Source organism: Thermocrispum sp. (genome assembly GCF_002919275.1).
In the GTDB taxonomy this organism is placed as follows: domain Bacteria; phylum Actinomycetota; class Actinomycetes; order Mycobacteriales; family Pseudonocardiaceae; genus Thermocrispum; species Thermocrispum agreste.
In genome coordinates this window covers 51,413-63,302 of sequence record NZ_PKFA01000052.1, presented here as the reverse complement: position 1 = coordinate 63,302, position 11,890 = coordinate 51,413, and the positions used below count along the sequence as shown (strand labels likewise).

General features: G+C 71.6%; 12 protein-coding genes. 4 read left to right on the top strand and 8 right to left on the bottom strand.

Going from position 1 to position 11,890, the window contains the following annotated elements; all coding sequences use genetic code 11:
- Positions 1-31: 31 nt before the first annotated feature.
- Both recG and CXP56_RS12855 read right to left on the bottom strand, forming a co-directional pair.
- On the bottom strand, positions 32-2,248 hold the full coding sequence (recG, locus tag CXP56_RS12860) for an ATP-dependent DNA helicase RecG (RefSeq protein WP_084609237.1): 2,217 nt from the start codon (positions 2,246-2,248) through the stop codon (positions 32-34).
- Positions 2,248-3,864 (bottom strand): DAK2 domain-containing protein, encoded by a 1,617-nt coding sequence (locus CXP56_RS12855; protein WP_286901261.1) that lies wholly within the window; start codon positions 3,862-3,864, stop codon positions 2,248-2,250. Before CXP56_RS12855 ends, recG begins: the two co-directional genes overlap by 1 nt.
- A 112-nt stretch (positions 3,865-3,976) precedes the next feature.
- Between CXP56_RS12855 and rpmB the strand changes: the two genes are divergently transcribed.
- Positions 3,977-4,165 (top strand): 50S ribosomal protein L28, encoded by a 189-nt coding sequence (gene rpmB / locus CXP56_RS12850; protein ID WP_084609236.1) that lies wholly within the window; start codon positions 3,977-3,979, stop codon positions 4,163-4,165.
- A 233-nt stretch (positions 4,166-4,398) separates the two neighbouring features.
- On the opposite strand, the gene CXP56_RS12845 is transcribed toward rpmB, so the two are convergent.
- From CXP56_RS12845 to CXP56_RS12835, 3 genes are all read right to left on the bottom strand, one after another.
- Positions 4,399-5,076 carry a uracil-DNA glycosylase gene (locus CXP56_RS12845; protein ID WP_028847978.1) on the bottom strand — a complete coding sequence of 226 codons (678 nt, stop codon included), beginning with the start codon at positions 5,074-5,076 and terminating at the stop codon, positions 4,399-4,401.
- Between the two features lie 137 nt (positions 5,077-5,213).
- Positions 5,214-5,684, bottom strand: a complete 471-nt coding sequence (locus CXP56_RS12840; protein WP_028847977.1) for a GNAT family N-acetyltransferase — start codon at positions 5,682-5,684, stop codon at positions 5,214-5,216.
- 53 nt (positions 5,685-5,737) lie between these two features.
- Entirely contained in the window at positions 5,738-6,715 is a 978-nt protein-coding gene (locus tag CXP56_RS12835; RefSeq protein ID WP_281168989.1) for a thiamine-phosphate kinase, read from the bottom strand.
- A 135-nt stretch (positions 6,716-6,850) separates the two neighbouring features.
- On the opposite strand from CXP56_RS12835, the gene CXP56_RS12830 reads away from it, so the two are divergent.
- The gene (locus CXP56_RS12830; RefSeq protein ID WP_028847975.1) at positions 6,851-7,090 is read left to right on the top strand and encodes an Lrp/AsnC family transcriptional regulator; all 240 of its coding nucleotides are present in this window, start codon (positions 6,851-6,853) and stop codon (positions 7,088-7,090) included.
- 21 nt (positions 7,091-7,111) lie between these two features.
- Positions 7,112-7,681, top strand: a complete 570-nt coding sequence (locus CXP56_RS12825) for a DUF3515 domain-containing protein (RefSeq protein WP_084609235.1) — start codon at positions 7,112-7,114, stop codon at positions 7,679-7,681.
- Positions 7,682-7,693: 12 nt separating this feature from the next.
- On the opposite strand, the gene CXP56_RS12820 is transcribed toward CXP56_RS12825, so the two are convergent.
- A complete protein-coding gene (locus CXP56_RS12820; RefSeq protein WP_051310208.1) occupies positions 7,694-8,821 on the bottom strand; it encodes a D-alanine--D-alanine ligase family protein in 1,128 nt (375 codons plus the stop codon).
- 21 nt (positions 8,822-8,842) lie between these two features.
- Positions 8,843-10,255 carry a MocR-like pyridoxine biosynthesis transcription factor PdxR gene (gene pdxR, locus CXP56_RS12815; RefSeq protein ID WP_038045061.1) on the bottom strand — a complete coding sequence of 471 codons (1,413 nt, stop codon included), beginning with the start codon at positions 10,253-10,255 and terminating at the stop codon, positions 8,843-8,845.
- Between the two features lie 80 nt (positions 10,256-10,335).
- On the opposite strand from pdxR, the gene CXP56_RS12810 reads away from it, so the two are divergent.
- Positions 10,336-11,037: a pyridoxamine 5'-phosphate oxidase family protein gene (locus CXP56_RS12810; RefSeq protein WP_051310207.1), complete on the top strand. Its 702-nt coding sequence runs from the start codon at positions 10,336-10,338 to the stop codon at positions 11,035-11,037.
- A 14-nt stretch (positions 11,038-11,051) separates the two neighbouring features.
- Here CXP56_RS12810 and CXP56_RS12805 read toward each other — a convergent pair whose 3' ends face one another.
- On the bottom strand, positions 11,052-11,540 hold the full coding sequence (locus CXP56_RS12805) for a cysteine dioxygenase (protein ID WP_028847972.1): 489 nt from the start codon (positions 11,538-11,540) through the stop codon (positions 11,052-11,054).
- Positions 11,541-11,890 lie beyond the last annotated feature (350 nt).

Below are 11,890 nucleotides of genomic sequence, written 5' to 3'. Positions count from 1 at the left end.
CGCCCTGTAACCGTAGTGCGTGAACGGCGGTTCAGACCTTCTCGAGATATTCCGCACGCTCGGGATCGACCAGTTCGCTCACCAGGTGGGACAGACCGGGGTGCCGGGCAAGCGTGGGGTCGTCGGCCACGATCAGCTGCGCTTCACGCCGGGCGCGCTCGATGAGGTCCTCGTCACGCAACAGCGACAACAGCTTCAGCGCCGACGGGCGGCCGGACTGGGCGGCGCCCAGGATGTCGCCCTCCCGCCGCAGTTCCAGGTCGTGGCGGGACAGTTCGAAGCCGTCCAGCGTCGACGCGACGATGTCCAGCCGTTGCCGCGCGACGGTCCCCTCCAGCGCATCGGTCACCAGCAGGCAGAGCCCGGGCACGTCGCCCCGGCCGACCCGGCCGCGGAGCTGATGCAGCTGGGAGATGCCGAACCGGTCGGCGTCCATGATCACCATCGCGGTGGCGTTCGGGACGTTCACCCCCACCTCGATCACGGTGGTGGACACCAGCACGTCGACATCGCCCGCCGAGAAAGCCCGCATCACGGCGTCCTTCTCGTCTGCGGGCATGCGCCCGTGCAGCACGCCGAGGCGTACCGACCGCAACGGGCCGGTACGCAGCTGCTCGGCCAGCTCGAGAACGGAAACCGGCTTCCTGCGGCCTTCTTCCTCCTCGGATTCCTCGTCGGCCACACCGACCGCGTCGACACCGTCGTCGCCGTCCTCGTCGTCCCCGATGCGGGAGCAGACCACGTAGCACTGGTGACCCTTGGCAACTTCCTCGACCAGGCGCTCCCACACCCGCTTGACCCACGCGGGCTTCTCCCGGGCGGGCACGACGGTGGTGGAGATCGGCGAACGTCCCGCGGGCAACTGGCGCAGCATCGACACTTCCAGGTCCCCGTACACGGTCATGGCGACCGTGCGCGGGATCGGCGTTGCGGTCATGACCAGCACGTGCGGCGACGTCTCGCCCGTGCCGCGGCTGCGCAGCGCGTCACGCTGCTCCACCCCGAAGCGGTGCTGCTCGTCCACCACGACCAGTCCCAGATCGGCGAACGAGACCGACTCCTGGATCAACGCGTGGGTACCCACGACGATGCCCGCCGCCCCGCTGGCGGTGTCCAGCAGCGCCTGCTTGCGCTGCTTGGCCGTCATGGATCCGGTGAGCAGCACGACACGGGTGGCGTGCTCGGCGGCGCCGAGCTCACCGGCGATGCCCAGATCGCCCAGCATCTCGCGCAGCGACCGCGCGTGCTGGGCGGCCAGCACCTCGGTCGGCGCGAGCAGCGCCGCCTGCTTGCCCGCGTCGATGACCTGCGTCATCGCGCGCAACGCCACGACCGTCTTGCCGCTGCCGACCTCACCCTGCAACAGCCGGTTCATCGGATGATCGCGGGACAGGTCGGCCGAGATCACCTCGCCCACCTCGCGCTGGCCCTCGGTGAGCTCGAACGGCAGCCGGGCGTCGAACGCGTCCGCCAGCTTGCCCTTCACCGGCGGGCACGGCGGGGCGAGCCGGTGGCTCGCCGAGGCGCGGCGTTCGGCCAGCACCAGCTGCACCGCCATGGCCTCGTCCCACTTCAGGCGCTCGCGGGCCCGGTGGACGTCCTCCATCGCCTCCGGGCGGTGGATGCCGCGCAGCGCCTCGGCCAGCGTCGGCAGGCGGTACTTGCTGCGCAGCTGCTCGGGCAACGGGTCGTCGGCGATGTCCACCAGGTCCAGCACCTGCTGCACACAGCGGCCGATCACCCACGACGGCACGCCTTCGGCAGCCGGATACACCGGGATGATCTCGTTGACGAACTTGTCCACCGCTTCCGCGTCGGGGTCCTCCAGCAGCTGGTACTCGGGATGAGCCAGCTGCAGGTGCCTGCGGAACGCGCCGACCTTGCCTGCGAACAGCCCGATCGTGCCCGGCCGCAGCCTGCGCTCGTGGTAGGCGGTCTGGTTGAAGAACGCCAGCTGCAGCTGCCGGGTGCCGTCGGTGATGGTGACCTCGAGGATCTTGCCGCGCCGGTTGCGCATCGGCCGCTGGTGCGCCTTGATCACCCGGGCCATCACCGTGACGTGCTCGCCGATCTCCACGCCCGCGATGTCGGTCAGCTCGCCACGCTGGGCGTACCGGCGCGGGTAGTGCCGCAACAGCTCCCCCGCGGTGTGCAGGCCGAGCGCCTTGCCGAGCAGCTTGGCCGACTTGGCACCGACCAGCGTGGTCAGCGGCGTCCGCAGCGACTGCGTGGGGTCAGCGGTGGTCACTACTCCACTCCCAGGCTCAGCACGGAGTCGGTCTGCCCGCCGGGGTAGATGCTCAGCTCCACTTCCGGGTGCACCCGCGCCATGTGCTTGGTCACGGCTTCTGTCATACCCGCCGGGGCCGACGCTCCCAGCAGTACGGTGACCAGCTCCCCGCCGGAGGCGAGCAGCAGGTCCAGCAGCTCGGTGGCCGCCTCGGCCGGCGGCCGGTCCGCCGGGGCGATCAGCACCACCTCGTCGTCGGCGAAGCCGACGAGGTCGCCCGCGGCCACCCGCCCGACCCAGGTGATCGCGTCCTGCTCGGCGCGCTTGAGCTCACCGCGCCTGGTGGCCGCCGCGGCCTCGGCCATGGCGACCACGTTGTCGCCGGTACGGCGTTCCGGGTCGTGCACCGCGATCGCGGCCAGCACCTGCACCGGGGAGGCGCACGGCACCACCACCACCTCGCCGCCGTGCTTCCTGGCCCGCTCGGCGGCGTCCTCGGCGAGGACGGTCAGCTCCCGGCTCGCGGCGAGCACCGTCACGTGGTCGGCGGCCAGCTCGTCGATGGCCTGCTCGACGACCTCCACGCTCACCGCGTGGCCGGCCCGCACGTCCAGCACCGTGACGCCTTCGTGCTGACACAGTTCGGCCAGCTCGGCTCCGCACACCACCGCCAGCACCGCGCTGCCGGATCGGTCCCGCGGCCGGGCGGCCCCGGTGAGCGACTCGACGCGCACCTGGTGCGGCTTGCCTGCACGCATTCCTGCTTCGATAGCTGCGCCGATGTCAGCGCAGTGGACGTGGACGGCGTACGTGCCCGCGCCGTTCGCAGCGATGGTCACGCTGTCGCCGATCGCGCTGAGATCCTCCTTCAGCGTCGTGACCGCGTCCTCGGTGGCCTCCTCGAGCAGGTACATGACCTCCCACGGCTGCTGGTCCTGCTCCGCCTCGGACGCGCGGGTGCCACCCCGGGGTGTGAACCGGAAGTCGCCGCGCGCCGGGCTCGGCCGCCCGCTCAGCACCGCGGCCAGCTCGTCGAGCACGGCCAGCAGTCCGCGGCCACCAGCGTCCACCACCCCGGCCTCGGCCAGCACGGCGAGCTGATCCGGGGTGCGGGCCAGCGCTTCGGCCGCTGCGTCGGCTGCTGCGGACGCGACGTCGGCGGGCACGGACGTGTCGGCTCGCCCGGCCGCTTCCGCGGCAGCGTGGAGCACGCTGAGCATCGTGCCCTCGACCGGGCGCACGACCGCCGAAGCCGCCGCACTGTCCGCGTTCTCGAACGCTTTCGCCAACCCGGACGCGTCGAGCTCCGGCCGGTCTCCGCAGGCCTCGGCGAGCCCGTGGACGAACTGGGAGAGGATCACCCCGGAGTTGCCCCGCGCGGCCGACACCGCCGCGTGCGCCATGGTCGCCAGCGCCGTGCCCACGCTCTCCCGGGCGCGATCGTCGGCGGCAAGCAGGGCGTCACGGGCCGCGGTGAAGGTGTGCAGCATGTTCGAACCGGTGTCGGAGTCGGCGACCGGGAAGACGTTCATCGCGTCGAGCTCCGCACACAGCCCCTGCAACGCGCGGACCGCGGCGTCCGCCCAGGCAGCGACGGCAGCGGCGGTGACCGCGGCTGGCCCACCCGTCGACACTCCGCGCTCCTTTCGGCCCCCGGTTCCGGCGACGTTCCTGCTACCAGCTACCCTATGTGAGCTGTCCGCGACCTGCGCGGATCATCCCCGTAGACGTAAGGAGTGTTCCGACGTGGCTGCCGTGTGCGACGTCTGTGGCAAGGGGCCGGGCTTCGGCAAGTCGGTCTCTCACTCTCACCGACGTCACAGCCGCCGGTGGAACCCGAACATCCAGACCGTGCACGCGCGCGTAGGCATCTCCCAGCGGAAGCGCCTCAACGTTTGCACGTCCTGCCTGAAGGCGGGCAAGGTCACCCGGTAGTTCGGGCCGCCAGGCTGACAAGATCTCGACAACGACAGATCCATCGGCGCCGCCGTCCTGACCCCAGGGCGGCGGCGTTGTCGTGTGGCACCCCAAAGCGGCGCGTGTGGCTCCCGGCTCCCTGCTGAAGCTGCGGCGCTCGCCTGAGCCGGCACGACGCCGGGGATCGAGGTCCGGCACTCGGTCAGCGGCCGGATCCCGCCCCGGCGCGCGGTTCCGCACGTACCGGACGGTCAGGGGAGCTTCCAGTCGATCGGCTCGGCCCCCTGCGCGACCAGCATCTCGTTGGCCCGGCTGAACGGCCGGGACCCGAAGAACCCGTTGTGCGCCGACAGCGGGCTCGGGTGCACCGACTCGATGCACCGCTCGGCGCCGATCAGCGGCTTGAGCTGGCGGGCGTTGCTGCCCCACAGGATGGCCACCAGCGGTTTCTGCCGGGCCGCCAGCGCCCGGATGGCCTGCTCGGTGATCTCCTCCCAGCCCTTGCCCTTGTGCGAGTTCGGAGCGTGCGGGCGCACCGTCAGCGCCCTGTTCAGCAGCAGCACGCCACGCTCGGCCCACGGTGTCAGGTCGCCGGTGGACGGCATCGGGTAGCCGAGGTCGTTGCAGTACTCGGTGAAGATGTTGATCAAGCTCTTGGGCAGCGGCTTGACGTCCGGGGCGACCGCGAAGCTCAGCCCGATCGGATGCCCCGGCGTCGGGTACGGGTCCTGCCCGACGATGAGCACCCGGACGTCGTCGAACGGCTGCTGGAAGGCACGCAGCACCTTGTCACCGGCGGGCAGGTAGGTACGCCCGGCGGCGATCTCCGCGCGCAGGAAGTCCCCCATCGCAGCGATGCGATCGGCCACCGGGGCCAGTGCCTTGGCCCACCCGGCTTCGACGATCTCGTGCAGCGGTCGTGGCGCCATGGTCCGACAGCCTAGCCAGCTCGCCGGGCCCGCCCGCACGGTCCCCGCCCCGGGTGATCGCAAGGCCGATCACGGCACGTGATGCCCTGCCCGCAGGCCGGGCAGCCGGGCAAGCGTGACCATCTGCCGTTGCCCGCTCACAGCAGCTTGCCGAAGCAGCGGGACCCCGGTTCACAGCGATAGATGCCGAACTTGGGAATCGGCCGGTACCCCAACGACGTGTACAGGCCGATCGCCTCCGGCTGCCGGGTCCCGGTCTCCAGCACCATGCGGCGCCGCCCGGCTTCTCTGGCGGACCGCTCGAGTTCGGCCACCATGGCACGAGCCAGTCCCCGGCCACGCGCCGCAGGCACGACGTACAGCCGCTTCATCTCGGCGTCGCCGGGCTGGAACTCCGGCTCCGGTCCGTCGTGCGCCCGCCACCCGCCGGACGCCACCGGAGCACCGTCCAGATAGCCGACCGCGAAATAGCCGCGCGGCGGGGCGAACTCGGCCGGATCCACCGGCGTGGCGTCCTCGTCGCCGTATCGCCGGACGTATTCCTGCTGGACCTCGGCGATCAGCTTCTGCGCATCCGGATGGTCGTAAGCCACGGCAACGATCTGCACACATCGAGCGTATCGGGCGGCACCGGTGCTCGGCGGAAGCGGAATCCGCCCGGTCACCGACGCCAGTGCTGCCAGCCAGGCTCGGCCACCTGGTACTCCTCGCCGTCCACGGTGACCGCGGGCTCGTCCTCGGCGGGTAGCACGGACCCGATCGCCCGCCATCCCTCGGGCAACGGGACGTCGGGCGGGAACGTCGCCGCCAGCGCGTGGTCCTCACCCCCGGTGAGCACCCAGTCCAGCGGCCTGACCCCGAGCGCGGCACCGACCTCGGCCAGCCGCCGGTCGATCTCCAGGCGGCCCGCTTCGACGTCGATCGACACCTCGGACGCTCGTGCGATGTGCGCGAGGTCGCCGAGCAGGCCGTCCGACACGTCGATCATCGCGGTGGCGCCTGCCGTGGCCGCCTTCGGTCCCTCCTGGTACGGCGGCTCCGGCCAGCGGTGCGCGTTGACCACGTTGACCGGGGAACGGAAGCCGCGCCCCAGCACCGCCAGGCCCGCCGCCGCCCAGCCCAGCCGTCCCGCCACGGCCAGCACGTCGCCCGGCTTGGCACCGGAACGGGTCACCGGGGCGCGGCCTTCCAGATCGCCGAGCGCCGTGACGCTGATGACGATCTGGTCCGCCGCGACCATGTCGCCGCCGACCAGCCCCGCCCCGGCCCGCTCGGCCTCTTCGCCCATCCCCTTGGCCAGGTCCATGGCGAACTGCGCGGGTGTCGACGCCGGGCAGGCGAGGCCGACCAGGACCGACGTCGGCCTCGCCCCCATCGCGGCCACGTCCGCCAGGTTCACCGCCACCGCCTTGCGGCCCACCTGTTCCGCCGTCGACCAGTCCAGCCGGAAGTGCACGCCCTGCACCAACACGTCCGTCGTGGCGACCACGCGGCCGTCCGCTGCCGTCACCACCGCCGCGTCGTCGCCGGGCCCGAGCTGCGTCGTCGCCGGTTGCCGACGGCCCGCGACCACGGCGCCGATCAGCGTGAATTCGCCCATGTCGGCGACCGTTCGTCCGCCCGGGCTGCGCTGCTGCACCGTAACCTCCTTGTATGACAAACAGTCGGACATCCGAGTGCCGGCTGCGGTAACTTTGCTGGGCCGGACGTCGTCGCTGACGTCGCCGGCCCTTATTGGACCTGAATCACAACGCAGGTGACGAAGGGGCGCGCCGTGGTCAACGCATACATCCTGATCCAGACCGAAGTCGGCAAGGCAGCGTCGGTGGCCGCCGAGATCGCCAAGATTCCCGGCGTGGCAAGCTCGGAGGACGTCACCGGCCCCTACGACGTCATCGTGCGGGCCGAAGCGGAGAACGTCGACGAACTGGGCAGGCTGGTGGTCGCTAAGGTGCAGAACGTCAACGGCATCACGCGGACGCTGACCTGCCCCGTGGTGCATCTGGAGAGCTGACCCTGGACCGGAAAGGCCGCGGTGAGTAGCCGAGCATCCTCCGACGAGCAACCGTCCCCTCCGGCATCGGCGACGGAATCGGCACTACCGCCGCGGCCGGTCCTCCTTGTCGCCGCGGGCCTGGCGATCGTGCTGGTCGCCGGGGTCGCGGTCGTCGGCCTGGTTTTCGGCGGCAGGCAGACACCCGCACGGCAGGCCGGCCCGCTGCCCGTGCCCGCGGTGAGCGCACCCGACGCCGGCAGGCCGGAGTGCGCCAGGCTGATGGCCGAGCTGCCGCCGACGGTGAAGTCGGCTGGGCGTCAGTTGCCGCGGCGAGAACTCGCCGACCCTGCTCCCCCGGCGACCGCCGCCTGGGGCACGTCGGAGCCGGTCGTGCTGCGCTGCGGCGTCGGCAAGCCGCGCGAGCTGAAGCCGACCTCGAAGCTGGTGGTGGTCGACGACGTGCAGTGGTTCCCGGTGGACAACACCGGCGCCACCACCTGGTACGTGGCAGGCAAGCCGGTGACGGTCGCCGTCACGGTGCCGGAGGGGGCAGGCACCGGAGTCGTGCAGGACCTCAGCAAAGCGGTCGCCGCGGCCATGCCGCGCTGACCCCGGCCGGCCTCAGCGCAGGCCGGTGCCGCGCGCCAACGCGGTTTCGATCAGCGTGGTCAGCAGGGTCGGGTAGTCCACGCCGGTGACTTCCCACATCTTCGGGTAAGCCGAGGTCGCGGTGAACCCGGGCATGGTGTTCAGCTCGTTGACCTTCACGTCGCCGTCCGGCCCGACGAAGAAGTCCACCCGGGCCAGGCCCGCGCAGTCCAGCGCCCGGAACGCACGCACGGCCATTGCCCGCACGCGCTCGATCACCTGGTCGTCCAGCTTCGCCGGGATGTCCAGCTCGGCGGTGTCCGTCAGGTACTTGGTCTCGAAGTCGTACCAGGCGTCCTTGTCGTCGGACACCACCCTGATCTCGGCGGGCAGCGACGCCTCGATGCGGCCGTCCGGGAACTCCAGAACGCCGCACTCCACCTCTCGTCCCACGATCGCCGCCTCGACCAGCACCTTCGGGTCGGTCCGGCGGGCCAGCGCGATCGCGTCGCCGAGCTGGTCCCAGTCGGTCACCTTGGTGATGCCCACCGACGACCCGGCGCGCGCGGGCTTGACGAACACCGGCAGCCCGAGCCGGTCGCGCTCGGCCTGCGGGAGCTTGTCCGCGTCCCTGGGCACCACGGCGTACTCGCCGATCGGCAGCCCCTCCGCGGCCAGCAGCTTCTTGGCGAACACCTTGTCCATGGACGCGGCGCTGGCCAGCACCCCGGAGCCGACGTAGGGCAGGTCGGCCATCTCCAGCAGCCCCTGGATGGTGCCGTCCTCACCGAACGCACCGTGCAGGACCGGGAACACCACGTCCACGCCGGCCAGCGCCTCGGTCTGCTTGCCGTGCAGCAGGACGAGCTCGCGCCGCCGCGCGTCGCCGGCCAGGATGATCTCCGCGCCGCTGGTCACCTCGGGCAGCTCGCGCCCCTTGATCCGCAGCGCCTCGGCGTCCGACGTGGTCAGCACCCAGCCACCGTCCGGTGTGATGCCGATCGGCACGACGTCGAACCGATCGCGATCCAGATTGCTCAGGATGCTGCCCGCGGACACGCAGGAGATGGTGTGCTCGGTGCTGCGGCCACCGAAGATCACGGCGACGCGGATCTTGCGCCCTCCCGTGGCGTCAAGCGGCCGGCTGGGTGGTTGTGCCATAGTCGCTGACCCTACCGCGCATCAACCGGACGCCGGTGGACCACCGGGGCTTCGCAACACGTCGATCACGGCCGGGATCGCCTCGTACAGCTCGGCGCGGGAGCAGCCCGCGTACCCGATCGCCACCCCGAACACCGTCGGCTCGGCGGCGAAGTGCCTGGCCAGGCCGTCCAGCAGGATCCCGCGCTCGGCCGCCGCGGCCAGCTTCTTCTGCTCCTCCTCCGGGGTGGCCATGGGCACCACCAGGTGCGCGCCCGCGTCGTCGCCGAGCACCGGGACACCGGCTTCGGTCAGCGCCGCCACCAGCCACTGCCGCCGCTCGGACAGTTCCCGCCGCACCCGGCGGAGATGTCTGCCCAGGTCGCCGTTGCGGGCGAAGGCCGTGAAGACACGCTGCCCGGCCGGGGAGGGACGGGTGCCGGTGCGTTCACGGTAGGCCAGCACCGCCTCGGCGACCGGAGGCGGCGCCACCATCCAGCCGACCCCGAGCGTCGGGGTGAGGATCTTGCTCGTGGTGCCCAGATGCACCACGACGTCCGGCGCCAGCGCGGCCAGCACCGGCAGCGGAGCCACGTCGAACCGCAGCTCGCCGTCGTAGTCGTCCTCGATGATCAGGAATCCGTCGGCGCGCGCCCTCTCCACCAGCGCCACTCGCCGGGCCGCGCTCATCCGCGTGCCCAGCGGGTACTGGTGGGCCGGGGAGCAGTACACCGCGGCGACGTCGCCGATTTCGTCCACCCGCACACCGTCGGAATCCACGCCGAGCGGCACCACCCGCACCCCGGCCGATCGCAACGCCTGCACCGCGCGCTGATAGCCGGGTTCCTCGACGGCGACGGTGTCCCCCGGCCGCAGCACCCCGAAGGCCAGCTCGGCCACCGCCGCGGTGGTGCCCGCCGTGGCCAGCACGGCGGACGGTGCGGCGTTGAGGCCGCGATGGCGCAGCAGCAGCTCGCTGATCGCCGCGCGGTAACCGGTCAGCCCGGCCCGATCGGTGCGCTGCGACGGCGGCTCGTCGGAGGCCGCCCGCCATGCGCGCCGCCATGCCGAGCGCTCGATCCCCTCCGCCCACGGCATGCCCGGCACCAGCTCCAGCAGGCCGGAGTCGACCGCGGCGTCCGGCGCGTTCTCGGCGTGCTGCGGCCGCCCGGACGGCGGCGTGGTGGTGACGTAGGTGCCCGAGCCGTGCCTGCCGACGATCCATCCCTCGGCGTGCAGCTGCTCGTAGGCGGCCGCGGTCACCGTTCTGCTGACCCCGAGGCGCTTGGCGAGCGCCCTGGTCGACGGCAGCCGGTCACCGCCGCGCAAGTGCCCCGAGGAGGCGGCGGTGCGCAGCGCGTCCGCGAGCTGTACGGCAAGCGGGGTGCGCGACTTTCGGTCCAGCGTCACCGGAAGTGTGGTCTCGCCCCGGCTGCCCAGTGCGGTCTCCGCCATCACCCCTCCCTAAGTGGACATCAGAAATTCTTGCAGATTGGACATTTCACCATGCCACTGCCTCGGCAAGGCTTTCCGGTATGAGCGCTGCACCGTTGTCGCCGACCCCACGGAGCACCCCGAATCGCACGAAGCATCGCACCGTGACCGACCGTGCCGCACTGTACGAAGTCCTCGACGCGGGCCTGGTCTGCCATCTCGGCATCGTGTTGGATTCCTCCCCGGTCGTCCTGCCCACCACCTACGGCCGGGAGGGCGACACGCTGTACCTGCACGGCTCCACCGGCGCGCGCAGCCTGCGTGCCGCGGCCAAGGGCGCCGACGTCTGCGTCGCGGTCACCCATGTCGACGGCATCGTCTACGCCCGCAGCCTGATGCACCACTCGATCAACTACCGCTCGGCCGTCATCCACGGCACGGCCACGCCGATCACCGAGCGTTCCGCCAAGCTGCACGCGCTGCGGGTGATCACCGACCACCTGGCTCCCGGCTCGTGGGGCTATGCCCGCGACGCGACCAACAAGGAGCTGGCCGCGGTCAGTGTCCTGGCCCTGCCGCTGGCCGAGGCGTCGGTGAAGATCCGGGCCACGTACCCGGGGGACGACCCGGAGGACGTCGAGGCCAACGCCGTGTGGGCGGGTGTCCTGCCGCTGGAGGTCGCCTTCGGCGCGCCGATACCGTCGCCGGACATGACCTCGCAGCTACCGGTGCCGCCGCACGTCACCGAGCGACGTCACCTGGAGAATCCACGGGCCTACGCCGCGGCCGTGCCTGCCGGGTGACGCAACGGGCCCGCTCAGCCTGCCGCTCCGTCGGCCCGGGCCGCGGCCGCATCCGCGGGGTAAGGGCGGATCGTCCGCCCGCCGTAGCGGTAGACGTGGATGCTCACCGCGGGGTCGACGCCTTTGTTACTGACCTGGTGGGCGTATCCGGGGCCGAACGCGCGGGTCTGGCCCGAGCGGAGCACGTTGATCTCCGGCGGGGCGTCCTGCACGGCGTTGCGCCGGAGCACGACCTCGGTCAGCTCGCCGTGCACCACGGTGAAGGCGCCGCTGGTGTCGCCGTGGTCGTGGCGTGGTGCGCCTTGCCCCGGCAGCCAGCTCATCAGCCAGATCTCGTCGGTGTCGGTGCGGTCGATCAGCACCGCGTACCGTTCGTCGGCGTCGTAGCGGAGCAGGTGGCGCCACCGGTCGCGGGACGCGGCGTAGGCCACGGCTACCCGGGCGGGGTGGCGGAGGGCGGACTTTTCCTGAGCGGCAACGGTATTGACAGGGACGGCGAACATCAGCTTCCTCACTCGGGCTGCCTGGTGAACCGGAACGTTGCGGTCTACCGGCAGCAACAACACAGCGCGGCGCACACGCACATCGACATACGCGGCCAGGTCCTGCGCTGGTTCATGCCGCACACCCAATCAAGCCGCCGAAGAGCCGGTCAACCGGATCTCACGATGCGAGGCCGGAAGCCCCCGGAAGTGTTGACTTCGGTCCCCGCTGTCCCTACGACAGCAGGAGCAGTGCGTTGTGCAGCACGCCGCAACGGCGCAACGTGCGGCTCTGCCTGGCGGCGCCTGAGCCGAGGTGAGTGCTCGGGACGCGCATCTGGCGGCCCCGAGCCGGGTCTGTGGTACCGGCA